This is a genomic window from Amaricoccus solimangrovi (genome assembly GCF_006385685.1).
GTDB lineage: Bacteria > Pseudomonadota > Alphaproteobacteria > Rhodobacterales > Rhodobacteraceae > Amaricoccus > Amaricoccus solimangrovi.
The window spans coordinates 44,345-62,977 of record NZ_VFRP01000003.1 but is presented as its reverse complement, the minus strand read 5'-3'; the positions used below and the strand labels follow the sequence as shown (position 1 = coordinate 62,977).

Genomic DNA, 18,633 nt, shown 5'->3' with positions numbered 1-18,633 from the left:
CCAAGACTGAAACTGCGCCATCGGGGCGCGGGTTCCCAGCGGATTCTCGCCCGCGCCGCCCGGAAACGCCGCGCCGGCCGTTCAGATTCCCATGCAGAGATACTTGATCTCAAGATAATCCTCGATTCCGTGCCGCGAGCCCTCGCGGCCCAGCCCCGACTGTTTGACGCCGCCGAAGGGGGCCACCTCGGTCGAGATGAGGCCGGTGTTGATCCCGACCATGCCATATTCCAGCGCCTCGGCCACGCGCCAGACGCGGCCGAGATCGCGGGCGTAGAAATAGGAGGCGAGGCCGAAGATCGTGTCGTTCGCCTGCTCGATCACATCCGCCTCGTCCTCGAAGCGGAAGAGCGGCGCGACGGGGCCGAAGGTCTCGTCGGTCGCCACCATCATGTCGCGGGTGACCCCGGTCAGCACGGTCGGCTGGAAGAAGGTGCCGCCGAGCTTGTGGCGCTTGCCCCCGGTCAGCACCTTCGCCCCCTTCGAGAGCGCGTCGGCGATATGAGCCTCGACCTTGTCGACGGCCTTGGGCGTGATCAGCGGGCCCGCGGTCACGCCCGGCTCGAACCCGTCGCCGACCTTCATGGCCGCGGCCCTGGCGGCGAGCTTCTCGGCGAAGGCGTCGTATACGCCGGACTGGACGTAGATCCGGTTGGCGCAGACGCAGGTCTGGCCGTTGTTGCGGTATTTCGAGATCATCGCGCCCTCGACCGCGGCGTCGATGTCGGCGTCGTCGAAGACGATGAACGGGGCGTTGCCGCCGAGTTCCATCGACATCTTGAGCACCTGGCGCGCGCCCTGGGCGAGCAGGGTCCGGCCGACCTCGGTGGAGCCGGTGAAGGTCAGCTTGCGGACCTTCGGATGGGCGCAGAAGACCTTGCCGATCGTGGAACTGGCGGTCGAGGTGATCACGCTCAGCAGGCCCTTCGGCACCCCGGCGCCTTCCGCGAGCACGGCCATGGCCAGCGCGGAAAGCGGCGTCTCGGCCGCGGGCTTGGCGACGAAGCCGCAGCCGGCGGCGAGGGCGGGGGCGACCTTGCGCGCGATCATCGCATTCGGGAAGTTCCAGGGGGTGATGGAGGTCGCGACTCCGATCGGCTGCTTCAGCACGACGATGCGCTTGTCCGGCTGGTGGCCCGGGATCGTCTCGCCATAGACCCGCTTCCCCTCCTCGCCGAACCATTCGATGAAGGAGGCGCCGTAGAGGATCTCGCCCTTGGCCTCCGCGAGCGGCTTGCCCATCTCCGCGGTCAGGATCGCGGCCAGATCGTCGGCGTTCTCGATCATCAGATCGTACCACTTGCGCAGGACCTGCGCGCGCGCCTTCGCCGTCTGGCGGGCCCAGTCGCGCTGGGCGGCGTAGGCGGCGTCGATCGCGCGCGCGGTCTCCGCCTCGCCGAGGTCGGGCAGGGTGCAGATCACGTCGCCGCGCGCCGGATTGGTCACGGCGAAGGTGCCACCCTCGTCCGCCTGGACCCATTTGCCGGCCACGAAGGCCTGGGTCCGCAGCAGATCGGGGTTGCGCAGCAACGACCGGAGATTGGTTTCATCGAGCATCGTTCACCTCCCGGGCCAGGGCCCTCGCTGGCGCAAAGGTGGAGCGGGCCGCGGAGGGCGTCAACCGCCCTCGCCGGAACGGGGCGAGCCGGGCAAGGGCGGCGCGCGCGAGCCTGGTCGGGGGCCGGAACGACCAGCGCGGCGGGAACGGCCGCTCGATCCGCTCGGCTCCGAGCCAGGCCGCGGCCAGCGCCATCGCGAGAAGATGCCCCGCGGGGACGAGCAGGGTGACGAGCATGAGCGGCGCGCAGGTCGTGGCGCACCAGAGCCCGTGCCGGATCCCGAAGTCGGGCGGCGCCAGCGCCGCGGCCGCGCCGAAGGCGGGAACGGGCGGCAGGCGGTGACAGCGGTTCAACGCCCGCCGCCGCGCCGGCGCGGCCTGCCAGAGCGCGGCCCCGGCGAGGCAGAGCAGCGCGGGCGCCCAGTCGCCCGGCGCGGCGAGGCGCAGGGTCAGCGCCAGCGCGACCAGCGGGACGCCCGCCGCCGCCCAGACGAGGCCATAGCCCGCGAGAAACCCCGCGCAGGCGCGGGTCCGCGCCCCCGCGAAGCTCCGCGCCCTGAGATGCGCGAGCGGCGCGGGCAGGAGCGGCGCCATCATGGCGACGATCATCAGGCCCCAGGCGAGGGCGAGGGCGGCGAGCGGGGTCACCGTCAGCGTCGCCTCGAGCGCGGCGCCGGGCGGGAGGACGGCGCCCGCGGCGCAGAGCGCGGGAACCGACACCGCGCCCCCGCCGAACAGGAGGACGGCCCAGGCGAGCGCCGAGGCGGCGGCGAGCGCGGCGCCGGGGCCGCGATCCGCGCCGGTCATTCGCCCTGGCGATAGACGCTGACCCGGCCGACGCTCACCTCCGCCTCCTTCGCGATCGGGCGGACAGGCACGATGTCGACGTGGAGCTTGTCGGTATCGAGGCCGAGCCGGGTCACGATCGGGGTGATGTCGAGCACGTAGGTCAGGCCGGATCCGGCGTGTTCGCCCTCCGCCTCGGTCGCCTGGCTGACGCCGAAGAGCGCGACGCCGCCGGCCATGTGGTCGGGATGGTCAGCCGGCCGCGCCCCTTCGGGCAGGCCGACATAGACCTTGAACGCCGCGGCGTCGGCGAGGCCGCGCACGTTCTCGAGGTTGAGGAATACCTTCTCCGCTCCGCCCTCGGGCCCCGCCGCGGCGAAGGCCGAGCGGCTTCGCGCCCGGGGCTCCGGCGCCATCCTGACCGCCGTGCGGGTCGCCGTGTCGCCGCTGATCGGCAGCGCCCCGGTATTCGCGCCGAGAAGTTCGGTCGTCTTCGTATCCGCGGCCATCGCCATCATGCCTCCCCGGGCCGTTCCGGCCCGCGCGCCTGCCTGGGCCGCGACGAGCATCGCCGCGCCGTCGGGAGTGAGATCGTCGTATTCGTAGTCGAGCGCCGCCATGTCGCGCATTTCGCCCGGCGTGTAGGTCCAGGCGGTTCCGTCCGGCATCGGCAGGGTGAAGGCCCGCTCGCCGATGCTGGCCGGCCCGTTCAGCCAGCGGGCATCGGTCGGATCGCCGCCGACGCCCGTCTCGTTCACCCAGGAGGCCCAGAGCCGGTCGATATTGGCGTGATGAAGCCAGAAGATCGGGTCGAGCGCCGCGGCGGGCGGCGTGGACATGAGGCCCGGGAGCCTCGGGTCGTTCGGATCCCCGCCGCCGATCAGCCCGTGCACGAAGTCATGTGGCTGCGTCTCGATCCCGCCATGGACCGCGCCGCCATGGGCGAAGCCGGTATCGACGCCGCCGAAACCGGGACTGCCGCCATTCGCCGTGCCGGTGAAATCGGTCAGTCCCATGGCCGAGAGGTTGATGAGCGAGAGGTCAAGCACGATCGGCAGGCCCGGCCCGTCGCCCCAGCGCTGGACGACGAAGAGGGGATTGTCCCCGGTCCCGTCCGGCCAGTCGGGCGAGGCGAATTCGTCCGGCAAACCGTTCTGCCCGGTCTTGAAATAGTTCCAGTAGGGCAGCGCCCAGGTGTCCACCGGGCCGCCGAGCTTGCCGATTTCGGAGCGAACGTTGGCCTCCAACGCCAGCACATAGCCGCGGTGCCAGGGCAGGAAGTACCAGCTGCCGTGCTGGCACTGGTTCCAGTAGGTGTCCTGATCGGCCTGGCTCGGATCCGGATCGCCCGGCTGCGTGATGCCGTAGAAATTCCACAGGCCGCGGTGGATGCCGTGGATCGCCCCGTAGAAGGTCCAGCTCGTAGGATCCGCGAGCGGCCGGGCCTTCATCGCCTTGACGCCCCGCGCATACCACAGGAGCTCGTCGGCCCAGGGCTGGCCGAGTTCGTGCACGTTCCGGCGAACGAATGTCATGACAAACGCCTTCCTGGAATAGGTTCTCGAAATGCGCGCGATGATACGCCTTCCGCGAGAGTCGCGGAAGGGTCGGGGCCGGCGGCCCGGCGGCGGGCTCAGCCGGCGCGCGCGGGCGCCGGGAAGGCGCGGTAGACCAGCGGCGCGTCGGGATCGGAGGTGAAATCCTCGGTCAGGTCGCGCAGCCGGGCATGGGCGGGCGCCTTCTCGCAGACCGGGTCGGCCGCGGCCGGATCGCCCGCGATCGCCATCGCCTGGCAGCGGCAGCCGCCGAAATCGACGAGCTTGCGCTCGCAGGAGGAGCAGGGCTCCTTCATCCACTCCGTGCCCCGGAAGGCGCGGAAGGCGGGCCCCTCGGTCCAGATCTCGGCGAGCGGCGCGTGTCTGACCGACTGGAATTCGAGCGAGGGAATCGTCTGCGCCGCGTGGCAGGGCAGGACGAGCCCGTCGGGTGCGACGTTGAGTCCGGTCGAGCCCCAGCCGCCCATGCAGGGCTTCGGGTAGCGCGCGTGATAGTCCGCGGGCACGTAGTCGATCACCAGCCGGCCCCGGAGCGCCGCGCGCGCCTCGGCGACGATCCGGCCCGCCTCGCGCGCCTGCTCCCGCGTCGGCATCAGGCTCGCGCGGTTCGCCATCGCCCAGCCGTGGAACTGCACCGTCGCCACCTCGATCCGGCGGGCGCCGTATTCGATGGCCATCTCGAGCGCGCGGGGCAGCTGGCGCAGGTTGCGCCGATGCATGACGAAGTTGAGCGTCAGCGGAAAGCCGATTTCCGCGATCCAGCCGAGCACCTTGATCTTGCGGTCGAATCCGCCGCGGTAACCGCCAATGGCATCGGCCATGGCCGCGTCGGTGCCCTGCAGCGACAGCTGGACATGATCGAGCCCGGCCGCGTCGAGCTCCCGCAGGCGGCGGTCGGTCAGGCCGATGCCGGAGGTGATGAGATTGGTGTAGAGCCCCGCCTCCCGCGCGCCCGCGACGAGCGCCACGAGGTCGGGCCGCGACGCGGGTTCGCCGCCGGAAAGGTGCAGTTGCAGCACGCCGAGGGCCGCGGCCTGGCGGAAGGTCGCGAGCCAGGTCTCGGTATCGAGTTCCGCCTCCTTGCGCGTGAGTTCCATCGGGTTGGAGCAGTAGGGGCAGGAGAGGGGGCAGCGGTGGGTCAGTTCCGCCAGCATCGCAATGGGCGGCGCGGGCATCGGCGTGGCGGGGCGGTGCGCGGCGGGATCGTGCAGGGTCATGGGCGGAGCTCCAGGACGCGGCGGTCGAGCAGGGCGGAGAGATAGCCGGCGCTGTCGGCGAGGATCTGGTCGAAGGGGGCGTTGAAGGTCGCCGCGAGATCGCGGGCGATCGCGCCGAGGCTCCGCTCCCCGTCGATCCGGCTCAGGATCGCATGGCCGACCGTGTCGAGCCGGAGGGCGCGTTCCGGCGCGAGCAGCACCCAGGCCCCGCGCACCGTGTCGAAATGGAGCCGGACGCCGCGCGGCAGGAACGGCACCGCCTCCGGCGCGAGCGTCGGCGCGGCCCCCTCGGCCGCGGGGGCCGGCGCGGCGGTCATTCCGCCGCCTCGGTCGCGCGCGCGGGCGCCAGTCCCTCGCCCGGCCGCCAGCCGCCGGGCGGGATCCGGCCCGGGGTGACATAGGCGCCTTCGAGCGCGTCGAGCTGCGCCCAGAGCACCTCGGTCTTGAAGGTGAGCGCAGCCGCCGCCGCGTCCTGCTTCTCGAGCGTGTCGGCGTGATCGAGCACCCAGGCGAGGCCGAAGGCCACGTCCTTCGGCGCCTCGGTCAGCCGGTTGCGGAAATAGGCGAGGCTCGAATCGTCGGCGAAGGCGTAGTTCGCGAGCAGTCCCTCGATCCTCTGGGCATGGATCTTCGGCGCGAAGAGCTCGGTCAGCGACGAGGCGACCGCCTCGAGCAGCGTCTTGTCGCGCACGAAGCGCACATAGGCGTCGACGGCGAACCGCGTCGCCGGCAGTACGCCCTTCGTGCTCGCCACGTAGTCGGGATCGAGCCCGACCGCGCTGGCGAGCCGGAGCCAGCGGCGGATGCCGCCTTCGTTCGCCGCCGTGCCGTCGTGATCCTCTATCCGGCTCCGCCACGCGCGGCGCAGGTCCGGATCCTCGACGCGGGACATGAAGGCGGCGTCCTTCATCGGGATCCGCGACTGGTAATAGTAGCGGTTGATCACCCAGGCCCGGACCTGATCGGGCGCGCAGCCGCCCGAATGCAGCCGGGCATGGAACGGATGAAGGTCGTGATACCGCTCGGCGCCGATGCGGCGCAGGCGCGCCTCGAAATCGGCGCGGCCTTGGGGCGGGGGGACGACGCGGTCGGTCATGGGGTGATCTCCATCCCGTCCCGACCGATGGTCCAGCCTTGGCGCTCCGCCTCGGAGCGTTCGGCGGAGCCGGGGCGCAGCACGGGGTTGGTGTTGTTCATGTGGACGAAGACGCGCCGGCCGATCGCGAGCGGCGCGAGCGCGGCGATGGAGCCCTCCGGGCCGCTCATCGAGATATGGCCCATGCGTTTGCCGGTCTTGGTCCCGACGCCGGTCCGGACCATCTCGTCGTCCCGCCAGAGCGTGCCGTCGAAGAAGAGCGCCGCCGCCCCGTCGATCCGGGCCGCGAGTTCCGGCGTCACGCGGGCGCAGCCGGGAATGTAGAAGACGTCCTCACCCCCCGCGCGCAGATGCGCGCCCACCGTGTTCTCGCCGAGGAGATCGGTCCTCACCTCCGCCTCCGCGCCCTCCATGTAGAGCGGCACCTTGCCCGGCACGGCGAAGAGTTCGGCCGTCAGGCCGGGCGCGATTTCCCGCTCGACATCGAGTGGAAGTGGCGAGCGAGACACCTTTCCGGGTGCGAGGGCGTCGAAGATCGGATTGGCCGCGATCACGGCGAGGATCTCCGGTGTGGCGAAGAGCGTGAACGGCTGCTGCTCCCGAAGGGTGAGCAGGCCGGCGACATGGTCGATATCGCCATTGGTGAGAAGGACCGAGCGGATCGGAACCTCGCGAAGGCCGGTCGGGTGCAGTTCGGGCGTCGCGGCCAACTGGGCGCGGATGTCGGGCGATGCGTTCAGGATCGCCCAACCAACCCCGTCCCCGCTGACCGCCAGAGACGATTGCGTCAGGGACGGAATCTCGCCGCGACGTGCCGCGCGGCAGTTATCGCAACCGCAGTTCCATTGCGGAAGACCACCGCCGGCGGCCGCTCCGAGAATGCGCGCGCGGAACATGGCAAATCAGGCTCTGCTCCACGCGTCGATCCGTCAGAACAGAACCCCTTCGTCCTCCGCCGGGCCGTACATGTTGATTTCCATGCCGCAGTTGACTTCGAGCAGCTCGGGCTTGGTCCAGGCCATACGCAATTCCTCCAAGTTTGTTGTGTTCTGGTCCGCGAAACGTGCGGCGAATCGGATCACGTGTCAATTGTACCTTCGGTCACGAACCTGAAAACGCGGCGTTCACAATACTTTAGTCGTAGGTCGCGCGCTCGGGCGGCCCCGGGCGGGCAGGAACGGGGCGAGGCTTTGCCCGGGGGTCCGCGACGAAGGATCGGCGGCCCGACGCGCCGTTTTACATGGGAAACGGCGGGCGCTTCCTATTGCACAATGTGATTGGACCTTCGCAGCGTTTGACAGAAGGCGGGGTGCCTCCTTACAAGCCGAGCAAGAAACGACAAATCGGCGTGATCGCCACCCGCGCCCCCGCGGCCCGGCAGTACAGGAGGATGGCCTTGATAATCGGAGCGCCCACCGAAATCGTTGAAGGGGAGAAGCGCGTCGCGCTGACACCGCAATCCGCGCTCGCGCTCAGGAAGCTTGGCTATGACTGCGTGGTTCAGGCCGGCGCGGGCGAGGCGGCGCGGTTCACGGACGCGGCCTATGCCGAGGCCGGGGTCGAGGTGCTTCCGACCGCCGCCGATGTCTGGGCGAAGGCGGACGTGGTCGCGAAGGTCCGCCCGCCCGAGCCCTCCGAGGTCGAGATGGCGCGGTCGGGCCAGATCCTGATCTCCTTCCTCTATCCCGCGCAGAACGCGGAGCTGCTCGAGGCGCTGAAGGGCAAGGGCGTGACCACGCTCGCGATGGACATGGTGCCCCGCATCAGCCGCGCGCAGAAGATGGACGCGCTCTCCTCGATGGCGAACATCGCGGGCTACCGCGCGGTGATCGAGGCGGGCAACAACTTCGGGCGCTTCTTCACCGGCCAGATCACGGCGGCGGGCAAGGTGCCGCCGGCGAAGGTGCTGGTGATCGGCGCGGGCGTCGCGGGCCTCGCGGCGATCGGCACGGCCACCTCGCTCGGCGCGATCACCTACGCCTTCGACGTGCGGCCCGAGGTCGCCGAGCAGATCGAGTCGATGGGCGCGGAATTCGTCTATCTCGACTTCGAGGAGGCGCAGCAGGACGGCGCGGCGACCGGCGGCTACGCGGCGCCCTCGAGCCCCGAGTTCCGCGAAGCGCAGCTCAAGAAGTTCCGCGAGCTCGCCCCCGAGATGGACATCGTGATCTCGACCGCGCTCATTCCCGGCCGGCCGGCGCCGAAGCTCTGGCTCGAGGACATGGTCGCGGCGATGAAGCCGGGCTCGGTCGTGGTCGACCTCGCCGCCGAGCGCGGCGGCAACTGCGACCTGACCGTCGCGGACGAGGTGGTCGAGAGCGCGAACGGCGTCAAGATCATCGGCTACACCGACTTCCCCTCCCGGATGGCGACGCAGTCCTCGACGCTCTACGCGACCAACATCCGTCACATGATGGACGATCTGACGCCGGGCAAGGACGGCGCGCCGGTCGTGAACATGGAAGACGACGTGATCCGGGGCGCGACCGTCACCCACGAGGGCGCCGTCACCTTCCCGCCGCCGCCGCCGAAGGTGCAGGCGATCGCGAAGCAGCAGCCGAAGAAGGTCGAGGAATCGGCCGAGGAGAAGGCCGCCCGCGAGGTGGCGACCCTGAAGGCCGCGAACAACCGGCAGACCTGGATGCTCGTGATCGGCGCGATCGTGACCTTCCTCGTCGGTTCGGTGGCGCCGGCGAGCTTCATGCAGCATTTCATCGTCTTCGCGCTCTCGGTATTCGTCGGCTTCCAGGTGATCTGGAACGTGGCGCATTCGCTGCACACGCCCTTGATGGCGATCACCAACGCGATCTCGTCGATCATCATCCTCGGCGCGCTGCTGCAGATCGGATCGTCGAGCGCGATCGTGGTCATCCTCGCGGCGCTGTCGGTGCTGATGGCGTCGGTCAACATCTTCGGTGGCTTCCTCGTGACGCGCCGTATGCTCGCGATGTTCCAGAAGAGCTGAGCGGGAGGGAGCAAACATGAATCCAGGTCTGGTCACGGCCGCCTATCTCGCGGCGGCGGTTCTCTTCATTCTCGCGCTCGGCGGGCTCTCCAATCAGGAGAAGGCCAAGCGCGCCATCTGGTTCGGCATCGTCGGCATGTTCCTCGCGGTCGGCGCGACGATCGCGGGCCCGGGCGTCGGCGCCTACTGGCTGGTCGGGCTGATGATCCTCGTCGGCGGCGTCGGCGGCTGGTTCGTCGCGAACCGGGTGCAGATGACGCAGATGCCCGAACTCGTCGCGGGCTTCCACAGCCTCGTCGGCCTCGCCGCCGTCTTCATCGGCATCAACGCCGACATCGAGGCGGGCCGGGCGATGCGCGCCATCGCGGAAGGCTCGACCGAGCATCTCGCGGGCTTCGCGGCCGCCGTCGCGCACAAGACGCCGGTCGAGCTCTCGATCATGCGGGTCGAGATCTTCCTCGGCATCCTGATCGGCGCGATCACCTTCACCGGCTCGATCGTCGCCTATGGCAAGCTCTCGGGCAAGATCAACTCGAAGGCGCTGACGCTGCCGGGCCGGCACGCGATCAACATCGGCGCGGCCCTGCTCTGCCTGCTGCTCGGCATCCTCTACTTCAACGGCGCCGGGCTCTGGACGATGATCCTCGTCGCGATCATCGCGGGCGCGATCGGCTGGCACCTGATCATGGCGATCGGCGGCGCGGACATGCCGGTGGTGATCTCGATGCTGAACAGCTACTCGGGCTGGGCGGCGGCGGCGATCGGCTTCACGCTCTCGAACGATCTGCTGATCGTCACCGGCGCGCTGGTCGGCTCCTCGGGTGCGATCCTCTCCTACATCATGTGCAAGGCGATGAACCGCAACTTCATCTCGGTGATCCTCGGCGGCTTCGGCGCCTCCACCGGTCCGGCGGCGGAGATCGAGGGCGAGCAGATCGCGATCGACGCCGAGGGCGTGGCGGCGGCGCTCGAGGACGCGGATTCGGTGATCTTCGTGCCCGGCTACGGCATGGCGGTGGCGCAGGCGCAGCAGTCGATCTCCGAGCTCACCAAGCGGCTCCGCGCCAAGGGCAAGGAAGTGCGTTTCGCGATCCACCCGGTCGCGGGCCGTCTGCCGGGCCACATGAACGTGCTGCTCGCGGAAGCCAAGGTGCCCTACGACATCGTCATGGAGATGGACGAGATCAACGAGGACTTCCCGGAGACGGACGTCGCGATCGTCATCGGCTCGAACGACATCGTGAATCCGGCGGCGCAGGAGGATCCGAACTCGCCGATCGCCGGCATGCCGGTGCTCGAGGTCTGGAAGGCGAAGCAGGTCTTCGTCTCCAAGCGCGGTCAGGGCACCGGCTATTCCGGCATCGAGAACCCGCTCTTCTACAAGGAGAACACGCGGATGTTCTACGGCGACGCGAAGAAGTCCGTCGACGAGCTCCTCCAGAAGATCCAGTAAGCCCGAGCCTTCGGGCCCGCGGATCGAACGGCGCCGGACCCCCGGCGCCGTTTGCCGTTCGCGCACCCGGCGAAAGCCTCTTCGCTTCATCCCTGGCGAGGTCTATTCTCAGAAGATGAAATCCGCCGCGAAACAGTCGAAATACGAAACCGTCCTGCGCGACGCCGGCCTGCGGATCACCGAGCCGCGGCGGGTCATCCTCGAGGTGCTGGACAAGACCGAGGGTCATCCGGACGCGGCCGAGATCTTCGAGCGGGCGGTGGCGATCAACGGCCGGATCTCGCTCGCCACCGTCTACCGGACGATGAAGGCGCTGGAAGAGAGCGGGGCGATCGAACGGCACGCCTTCGCCGGCGGCCCGGCCCGGTTCGAGCAGGCGCGCGAGGGCGAGCATCACGACCATCTGATCGACCTCGACACCGGGCAGGTGATCGAATTCGCGAATCCCACGATCGAGGCGCTGCAGGAGGAGATCGCGGCGAAGCTCGGCTACGAGATCGTGCACCACCGGCTGGAGATCTACGGGCGCAAGCTCAAGGAGTGACCGGCGGTGGCGACAGCGTCCCGAGCGCCCGCAAGGCGGCGGTGAGGCCGAGCAGCGACAACCGCAGCCGCGCGCGGGATCCGTCGACGAGCGTGAATTCGACCGTCGCCGATCTTCCGGAGCGCAGCGTGTCGATCAGTTCCGGCCCCGTCGAAAGCCGCGCCTCGCAGCCGCGGGGGCCGCAGGTGAACCAGGGGATCGCGACGGCGCTACCCTGGTCCGGAGACAGGATCGCCGGGTCGGGAAGATAGAGCGGCGCGGGCGTCCGGAGGGTGAGGGCGAAGATGTCCTTGCCCGTGAGCGCCACGGAAAGGCGCAACACCTCGGGCGCGTCGGAGGCCGCCGAGCGCAGCCGGGTCAGTGCGCGGCAGCCGCCGGCGCAGGCAAGCGACCAGTCCCGGAACCGCGCCTTGGCGGGCGGCGGCGCGGGCACGGGGACGAGCGGCGGCACGATGGGCGGCGCGGCCGCGGCCGGCGCCGCGAGCAGCGGCGCGAGCAGGAGCGCCCAGGCGGTGCGCCGGAGCCGCGATGATCCGCGCATTGCCGGGTCTCCCTTGCCGAACCAGGTTCCCATAGCGGGATCCGGGCCGAGCGGGAAGGGCGCGTGGGACAGCGGGCGACCGCGCCCCGGAGAGGGGCGCGATCATTTCGGGAGACCGGGGCTCAGACCCCCATCATCTCCGCCTGTTTCACGATCACCTCGGCCTGCTTGATCGAGGCGATGTCGATCAGGCGGCCCTTGTAGGTGGTCGCGCCCTGGCCGGTGCGGGTGGCCTCCTCCATCGCGTTGAGGATCTCGCGCGCCTCGGTGACCTGCTTCTCCGAGGGGGTGAAGACGGAATTGGCGAGCGCCACCTGCTTCGGGTGGATCGCCCATTTGCCGACCATGCCCATCGTCGCCACGCGCCGCGCCTGGGCGACGAAGCCGTCATCGTCGGAGAAGTCGCCGAAGGGTCCCTCGACCGGCAGCACGCCGTTCACCCGGCAGGCGGCGACGATGGCCGAGACGACCGAATGCCAGACATCGCCATAGGCCGGCGCGCGCGGCCCTTCCGCGTCCTTCGGCGGCAGGGCGTAGTAGCCTTCCTGGGTGCCGCCGATGCCGGTGGTCTGCATCCCCATCGAGGCGGCGAAATCCGCGGCGCCGAGGTGCAGCGACTGGAGGCGCTTCGAGGCGGCGGCGATGGCGTTCACATTGGCGAAGCCCATCGCGGTCTCGATGATCGCCTCGAATCCGATCCGCTTCTCGCTCTTCCGGGCGAGCTCGATCGAGGAGACGAGCGCGTCGACGGCGTAGAGGTCAGCGGCGACGCCGGCCTTCGGGATCATGATGAGATCGAGCCGGCCGTTGGTCTGCTCCATCAGATCCACGACGTCCTTGTACCAGAACTCGGTGTCGAGGCCGTTGATCCGGACGGAGAGCGTCTTCTTCCCCCAGGCGATCTCGTTGATCGCCTTGATCGTGTTCGCCCGCGCCTGGGCCTTGTCCGCCGGCGAGACGCTGTCCTCGAGGTCGATGTTGATCACATCGGCCTCGGAACTCGCGAGCTTCTCGAAGAGCTCCGGGCGCGATCCCGGTCCGAACAGCTGGCAGCGGTTCGGGCGGGCGGGCGGGCTGGGGGGGATCGTGAAGCTCATGCGCGGTCCTTTCGGGATGTCTCGCAACAATCTTTCGCGAGATTCAGTAGAGGGCCGTTCCTGAGCCGTCAACGCGTCCAAACGTGGAGCCGTACCTTTGGAGGATCCCGGTCGCGCCTGTCACTGGAGGTCGGCGAAGGCCTCCCTCAGGCGGCCCACCGCGTCGAGGACGCGCGACCGCGGCGTCGCGAGATTGAACCGCAGGTATCCCTCGCCGCCCGTGCCGAAGGTCGGGCCGTCGTTCGCGGCGACGCGGGCCTGACCGCGCACGCGCGCCTTCACCTCCTCCTCCGCCATCCCGAGGGCGCCGAAATCGACCCAGGCGAGGTAGGTCGCCTGGAGCTTCATCGAGCGCGCGCCCGGGATCTTCGCGATTCCCTCGTCGAAAACCTCGGCGTTGCCGGCGATGTAGCCGCGGACCTCGTCGCACCAGGCGTCGCCATGGGCATAGGCGGCGGTGGACATGATCATGCCGAAGCGGTTCGGCGAGGCGCCGGCCGCGGCCTGGACCTTGTAGAACCGCTCCTTCAGCGCCGGATTCTCGATGATCACGTTGCCGGTCATCCCGCCCGCGAGATTGAAGGTCTTGCTCGGCGCGGTCAGCATGACCATCCGGTCGCGGTGTTCCGGCGCCGCGAGCGGGGTGACGGTGTGACGGCCGCCCGGCAGGATCAGGTCGTGATGGATCTCGTCCGCGACCAGCAGCAGGTCATGCGCGGCGCAGAACTCCGCCAGCGCCTTCGTCTCCGCCGGCTCCCAGATCCGCCCGCCCGGATTGTGCGGCGAGCAGAAGATCACCATCCTCTCCCGCCCCGTCAGGCTCGCCGCGAGCGCGTCGAGGTCCATCTCGTAGCGGCCATCGCGCTCGACCAGCGGGCTCTCGACCACGACGCGGTCGTTCGCCGTGATCATCCGGGCAAAGGCGTGATAGACCGGCGTGAACAGGATCACTCCGTCGCCCGCCTCGCTGAAGGCCTTTAGGCAGAGCGCGACGCCGGCGACCAGCCCGTGCACGGTGCTGATCCAGTCCGGATCGACCTCCCAGCCATGGCGGCGCCCCATCCAGCCCTGGATCGCGGCGCGATAGGCGCGGTCGTCGCCGTAATAGCCGAAGACGCCGTGCTCCACCGAGGCGCGCAGCGCGTCGATCACCTCGACCGGGGGGCGGAAATCCATGTCCGCCACCCACATCGCGATCCCGTCCTCGGCCGGAACCCCGAAGATCGGCTCCATCATGTCCCATTTCGCGCAATGCGTGCCGCGGCGGTCGATGATCTTGTCGAAATCGAACATGGGTCCGGTCCTTTGCCTCAGGTCGCAGCCATCTTCACGACCGGCGATCCGGGCGCAAGCCCCGGAGGGTAACGCTTCGTCAACCCCGCCCGCCTAGACCGGCGGGCGGCACGTTTGAGGAGAAACCCGAGCATGGCGCCCGAGAGCCTGGCAGATCCGCGCCCCGGCGGGGGGATCAAGCTCGACATCCGCGCGCTGTTCCAGCCGACCGTGCTGCTCGCCATGGCGCTGATGGCGGTCATCGTGATGATGATCCTGCCGATCCCGCCCTTCGTGCTCGACATGGGGCTGGCGGTCAGTTTCGCGCTCGCGATCCTGATCTTCACCATCACGCTCTTCATCAACCGGCCGCTCGACTTCTCGACCTTCCCGACGGTCCTGCTCGCGAGCCTGATGCTCCGGCTCTCGCTCAACGTCTCGACGACGAAGCTCATCATCGGCCACGGCCATACCGGCCCGGCGGCGGCGGGCCATGTGATCGCGGGATTCGCACGCTTCATCATGGGCGGCTCGGTCTTTCTCGGCCTCGTGATCTTCTGCGTGCTGCTGATCGTCAACTTCATCGTCATCACCAAGGGCGCGGGGCGCATGGCCGAGGTCTCGGCCCGTTTCGCGCTCGACGCGATGCCCGGCAAGCAGCTTGCGATCGACGCCGACATGGCGGCGGGCGCGATCAGCCACGCCGAGGCGCGGGAGCGGCGGCGGATCGAACAGGAGGAGACGACCTTCTTCGGGTCGCTCGACGGCGCGTCGAAATTCGTCAAGGGCGACGCGATCGCGGGCCTGCTCATCACCACGCTGAACCTCGTGGTCGGCCTCGCGCTCGGCGTGCTGGTCCACGGGCTGCCGGTCTCGACGGCGTTCGAGACCTATTCGATCCTGACCGTCGGCGACGGGTTGGTGACGCAGATCCCCGCCGTGATCATCTCGATCGCCTCGGCCATGCTGCTCTCGAAAGGCGGCACGGTGGGCTCGACCGACCGGGCGCTGGCCCGGCAGCTCGGCGGGCATCCGGTGGCGCTCGCCACCGTGGGCGTACTGATGGCGCTCTTCGCCTTCGTGCCCGGCCTGCCCTTCATCCCCTTCATGATCGCCGCCGCCGCGCTCGGCGCCGCCGCCCATTTCGCGAGGCAGGCGGAGGCGAGGGCCGCGGCGGAGAAGGCGGCGCCGAAGCCCGAGGCGGCCGCGGCGCCCCGGAAGTCGCTTGGCGACCTGCTCGATCTCGACGAGATCCACATGGAATTCGCGCCGAACCTCGTGCCCGTGGTGATGGACGCGGCCACCGGCCTCGACGCGCGCATCCTCAACATGCGAAACCACATCGCGCAGAGCTTCGGGCTGATCCTGCCGGAGATTCGCCTGACCGACAATCCGGGGCTTCCGCCCGGAACCTACCTCATCCGCATCCAGGGCGTGGAGGCGGCGCGGAGCCGGATCGAGACCGACATGGTGCTCGTGCTGCTGCCCGAGGACGACGCGCCGGCGCCCCCAGGGATCGGCGTGGCCGAGCCGGTCTACGGCGCCCCGGCGCGCTGGATCGCGCCCTCGGCGCAGGAGGACGCGGCGCTGATGGGGCTCTCGGTCATCACCCCGACCGAGGTGGTGGCGACCCATCTGCTCGAGATCGTGAAGCAGAACTTCGGCCGGCTCTTCACGCGGCGCGCGCTGCGCAAGCTGATCGACGAGTTCACCGCGCCGAGCGACACGAAGCGGGCGGAGGCGAACCGCAGGATGCTGGACGAATTCGTGCCCGAGCGGTTCCCGCTCGACACGTTGCAGTCCGTGCTCCGCCTCCTGCTCGAGGAACGCGTCTCGGTCCGCAACCTGCCGTTGATCTTCGAGGCGATCGCCGAGGTCCATGCGCCGCGGACGAGCGCCGCGGTCATCACCGAGCATGTCCGCCACCGGCTCGGCTTCCAGCTCGTCGCGGAGATCCGCGAGGAGGACGGGGTCCTGCCGCTGATCCAGCTCGCGCCCGCCTGGGAGGAATTGTTCGCGAAGTACCAGCTTCCGGAAGGCTCGGGCGTCGTCGATGTCGCGCTGCCCCCGAACGAGTTCAACCGGCTCGCCAATTCGGTCGCGGAGAAGATCGCGAGCGCGGGGGCGCGGGGGCGCTATCCGGCGGTCGTCACCTCGACGAGGCGGCGGCGGTTCCTGCGGACGGTGCTGAGTTCGAAGGGCATCCGCAATCCGGTGCTGAGTTTCGAGGAAATCGGCGCGACCGCCCGTCCGGCGGTGCTGGGGCTCGCATGATCGCGGAAATCGGCCGGTTCCTCGATCTGACCGAAGCCGGGCTGGCGGGGTTCATCCTCGTCTTCGCCCGTGTCGGCGGCGTGATGGCGCTGCTGCCGGGCTTCGGGGAGCAGATGATCCCGGCCCGCGTCCGCCTCGGCCTGACCGTCGCCTTCGCCATGGTGGTCTGGCCGATGGTCGCGGCGACCAGTCCCGGCGCCCCCGCGGAGGCGTCCTGGCCCTTCCTCGCCATGCTGCTCGTCGAGGCGCTGATCGGCCTCCTCCTCGGCCTCGGCGCGCGGCTGCTCCTGCTCGGGTTGCAGTTCGCGGGCACGGTGATCGCGCAATCGACCTCGCTGGCGCAGCTCCTCGGCGGCGGGGTGACGCCCGAGCCGATGCCGGCGATGGGCGCGCTGCTCGCGCTCGGCGGCATGACGCTCGCGGTTGCGACGGGGCTGCATGTGAAGGCGGCGCTGCTGATCGCGCGGAGCTACGAGGTCCTGCCGATGGGCCTCGTGCCCGCGGGCACCGATGTCGCGACCTGGGGCGTGGCGCGGGTCGCCTCGAGCTTCGCGCTCGGCTTCTCGCTCGCGGCGCCCTTCGTGATCGCGGCCTTCGCCTACAATCTCGCGCTCGGCGCGATCAACCGGGCGATGCCGCAACTCATGGTCTCCTTCATCGGCGCGCCCGCCGCGATGGGGGGCGGGATCCTGCTCCTGATGCTGGCGGCGCCGGTGATCCTGCGGCACTGGAACGCCGCCTTCGACGCGCTGCTCGCCGATCCGCTCGCGATGCCGCGATGAGCGGGGAGGGCGAGAGCGCCGGCGAGAAGAGTTTCGAGGCGACGCCCCAGCGCCTGGCCGAGGCGCGGGCGAAGGGCGATGTGCCGAAATCGACCGATGCGACCGCGGCCGCGGGCTACCTCGCGCTTCTCGCCGCGCTCTCGCTGAGCGGAGCGGCGGCGGTGACGGGCGCGGGCTCGGCGCTGATGACCTTCCTTGCCAATGCCGACCGGCTCCACCTGCTCGCGCCCGGCGGTCCCGGCGTGGCGGCGGGGCTTCTCGGCGCCGTGCTCGTCCCCCTCGCCCCGCTCTTCCTCGCGCCCGCGGGGGCGGTCGCGCTCTGTCTTTTCGCGCAGCGGGCCGTGGTGCTTTCCGGCGACAGGATCAGGCCGAAGGCCGCGCGCCTCTCCCTCCTGGCGAATGCGCGGAACAGGTTCGGCCCCGACGGTCTGGTGGAATTCGCCAAGGGGCTCGTGAAGCTTCTCGCCATCGCGGGCGCGCTGCTCTTCTATCTGTCGCGGGAGGCGGACCGGATCATCGGCGCGGCGGCGGCCGATCCGCGCGTGCTGGGCGGGCTGATGGCGCGGACGCTCGTCGCGTTGCTCGCGATCACCGCCGCGATCGCGACGGCGATCGGCGCCGCCGATCTGGTCTGGCAGCGGCTGAGCCACGCGCGCAAGCTTCGCATGACGCTCCAGGAGGTGAAGGAGGAGCACCGACGCTCCGAAGGCGACGCGCATGTGAAGGGCGAGCGCCGTCGCCGCGGGCAGGACTTCGCGCTGAACCAGATGCTGATCGAGGTGCCGAAGGCCGCCGTGGTGATCGTGAACCCGACCCACTACGCCGTCGCGCTCCGCTGGAGCCGGGCGAAAGGCAGCGCGCCCGTCTGCGTCGCGAAGGGCGTGGACGCGGCCGCGGCCCGGATCCGCGAGGCGGCGGAGGCCGCGGGGGTGCCGATCCACGACGATCCGCCGACCGCCCGCGCGCTGCATGCGACGGTGGAGATCGGCCAGGAGATCCGGCCCGAACAGTACCGCGCCGTCGCCGCGGCGGTGCGCTTCGCCGACCGGATGCGCGCGGCGGCGCGGGGGCGGCCGTGACCCCGGACCAGCTGGAGGCGCTCCGAAAACTCGCCGAGGCGCGCGGGCGGGCCGATCTCGCGGCGCTCGAAGGGCTTCTGCGCGCGCGGCGGGAATGCGCGGCGGAAGCCGAATCGATCCGCGCGGCCCGCGCGGCCGAGGACGCGCTCCCGCTCGGCGCCTGCCCGCCGGAACTGCTCGGGGCGCGGGGGCGCTGGGCGGATCACCGGATCGCGGAACTCGACGCGCGAATGGCCGAACTCGACCAGCGGATCGACGCGGCCAGGGGGCGCGCGGCGGTCAGCCTCGGCAAGGACGAGGCGCTGCGCGCGTTGCGCGACCGCGCGCTTGGCGAGGCGGCGCGGCTTCGCGACGCGCGCCGTGAACGCGACGCGCCGCCCCCGGAGGAACGGCCCGCGAAATCGGGATGAGGA

Annotated in this window: 18 protein-coding genes; 7 read left to right on the top strand and 11 right to left on the bottom strand. The window is 70.2% G+C overall.

Annotated elements, in window-relative coordinates; translation table 11 throughout:
- Positions 1–81: 81 nt before the first annotated feature.
- From FJM51_RS04885 to pqqA, 8 genes are all read right to left on the bottom strand, one after another.
- Complete coding sequence (locus FJM51_RS04885; RefSeq protein WP_140453001.1) at positions 82–1,557, bottom strand: NAD-dependent succinate-semialdehyde dehydrogenase; 1,476 nt, start codon at positions 1,555–1,557, stop codon at positions 82–84.
- Positions 1,547–2,365 carry a copper chaperone gene (locus FJM51_RS04880; RefSeq protein ID WP_140453000.1) on the bottom strand — a complete coding sequence of 273 codons (819 nt, stop codon included), beginning with the start codon at positions 2,363–2,365 and terminating at the stop codon, positions 1,547–1,549. Before FJM51_RS04880 ends, FJM51_RS04885 begins: the two co-directional genes overlap by 11 nt.
- Positions 2,362–3,879 carry a tyrosinase family protein gene (locus FJM51_RS04875; protein WP_140452999.1) on the bottom strand — a complete coding sequence of 506 codons (1,518 nt, stop codon included), beginning with the start codon at positions 3,877–3,879 and terminating at the stop codon, positions 2,362–2,364. The genes FJM51_RS04880 and FJM51_RS04875 overlap by 4 nt, the downstream gene beginning before the upstream one ends.
- A 98-nt stretch (positions 3,880–3,977) precedes the next feature.
- Positions 3,978–5,075 (bottom strand): pyrroloquinoline quinone biosynthesis protein PqqE, encoded by a 1,098-nt coding sequence (gene pqqE, locus FJM51_RS04870; RefSeq protein ID WP_140453248.1) that lies wholly within the window; start codon positions 5,073–5,075, stop codon positions 3,978–3,980.
- A 38-nt stretch (positions 5,076–5,113) separates the two neighbouring features.
- A complete protein-coding gene (gene pqqD / locus FJM51_RS04865) occupies positions 5,114–5,434 on the bottom strand; it encodes a pyrroloquinoline quinone biosynthesis peptide chaperone PqqD (protein ID WP_140452998.1) in 321 nt (106 codons plus the stop codon).
- The gene (pqqC, locus tag FJM51_RS04860; RefSeq protein ID WP_140452997.1) at positions 5,431–6,213 is read right to left on the bottom strand and encodes a pyrroloquinoline-quinone synthase PqqC; all 783 of its coding nucleotides are present in this window, start codon (positions 6,211–6,213) and stop codon (positions 5,431–5,433) included. Before pqqC ends, pqqD begins: the two co-directional genes overlap by 4 nt.
- Entirely contained in the window at positions 6,210–7,109 is a 900-nt protein-coding gene (pqqB, locus tag FJM51_RS04855; protein ID WP_140452996.1) for a pyrroloquinoline quinone biosynthesis protein PqqB, read from the bottom strand. The genes pqqC and pqqB overlap by 4 nt, the downstream gene beginning before the upstream one ends.
- 33 nt (positions 7,110–7,142) lie before the next feature.
- A complete protein-coding gene (gene pqqA, locus FJM51_RS04850) occupies positions 7,143–7,235 on the bottom strand; it encodes a pyrroloquinoline quinone precursor peptide PqqA (RefSeq protein WP_140452995.1) in 93 nt (30 codons plus the stop codon).
- A 374-nt stretch (positions 7,236–7,609) separates the two neighbouring features.
- Here pqqA and FJM51_RS04845 point away from each other — a divergent pair, with 374 nt between their 5' ends.
- The 3 genes from FJM51_RS04845 to FJM51_RS04835 all read left to right on the top strand — a co-directional run bounded on the left by FJM51_RS04845 (position 7,610) and on the right by FJM51_RS04835 (position 11,175).
- Positions 7,610–9,178, top strand: coding sequence for a Re/Si-specific NAD(P)(+) transhydrogenase subunit alpha (locus FJM51_RS04845; RefSeq protein ID WP_140452994.1), 1,569 nt, complete (start codon positions 7,610–7,612; stop codon positions 9,176–9,178).
- Between the two features lie 16 nt (positions 9,179–9,194).
- A complete protein-coding gene (locus FJM51_RS04840) occupies positions 9,195–10,631 on the top strand; it encodes an NAD(P)(+) transhydrogenase (Re/Si-specific) subunit beta (RefSeq protein WP_140452993.1) in 1,437 nt (478 codons plus the stop codon).
- 115 nt (positions 10,632–10,746) lie between these two features.
- Complete coding sequence (locus tag FJM51_RS04835; protein ID WP_140452992.1) at positions 10,747–11,175, top strand: Fur family transcriptional regulator; 429 nt, start codon at positions 10,747–10,749, stop codon at positions 11,173–11,175.
- Here FJM51_RS04835 and FJM51_RS04830 read toward each other — a convergent pair.
- The 3 genes from FJM51_RS04830 to FJM51_RS04820 form a co-directional block, all read right to left on the bottom strand.
- The gene (locus FJM51_RS04830; protein WP_140452991.1) at positions 11,165–11,716 is read right to left on the bottom strand and encodes an invasion associated locus B family protein; all 552 of its coding nucleotides are present in this window, start codon (positions 11,714–11,716) and stop codon (positions 11,165–11,167) included. The genes FJM51_RS04835 and FJM51_RS04830 overlap by 11 nt on opposite strands.
- Before the next feature lie 122 nt (positions 11,717–11,838).
- Entirely contained in the window at positions 11,839–12,813 is a 975-nt protein-coding gene (locus FJM51_RS04825; protein ID WP_140452990.1) for an HpcH/HpaI aldolase/citrate lyase family protein, read from the bottom strand.
- A gap of 120 nt (positions 12,814–12,933) precedes the next feature.
- On the bottom strand, positions 12,934–14,106 hold the full coding sequence (locus FJM51_RS04820; protein ID WP_140452989.1) for a MalY/PatB family protein: 1,173 nt from the start codon (positions 14,104–14,106) through the stop codon (positions 12,934–12,936).
- 132 nt (positions 14,107–14,238) lie between these two features.
- On the opposite strand from FJM51_RS04820, the gene flhA reads away from it, so the two are divergent.
- The 4 genes from flhA to FJM51_RS04800 are packed head-to-tail and all read left to right on the top strand — an operon-like array spanning position 14,239 to position 18,630.
- Positions 14,239–16,359 carry a flagellar biosynthesis protein FlhA gene (flhA, locus tag FJM51_RS04815; RefSeq protein WP_140452988.1) on the top strand — a complete coding sequence of 707 codons (2,121 nt, stop codon included), beginning with the start codon at positions 14,239–14,241 and terminating at the stop codon, positions 16,357–16,359.
- Entirely contained in the window at positions 16,356–17,141 is a 786-nt protein-coding gene (locus FJM51_RS04810) for a flagellar biosynthetic protein FliR (protein WP_140452987.1), read from the top strand. Before flhA ends, FJM51_RS04810 begins: the two co-directional genes overlap by 4 nt.
- Positions 17,138–18,220, top strand: coding sequence for an EscU/YscU/HrcU family type III secretion system export apparatus switch protein (locus FJM51_RS04805; protein ID WP_140452986.1), 1,083 nt, complete (start codon positions 17,138–17,140; stop codon positions 18,218–18,220). Before FJM51_RS04810 ends, FJM51_RS04805 begins: the two co-directional genes overlap by 4 nt.
- Positions 18,217–18,630, top strand: a complete 414-nt coding sequence (locus FJM51_RS04800) for a hypothetical protein (protein WP_140452985.1) — start codon at positions 18,217–18,219, stop codon at positions 18,628–18,630. The genes FJM51_RS04805 and FJM51_RS04800 overlap by 4 nt, the downstream gene beginning before the upstream one ends.
- The last annotated feature ends 3 nt before the right edge of the window (positions 18,631–18,633 follow it).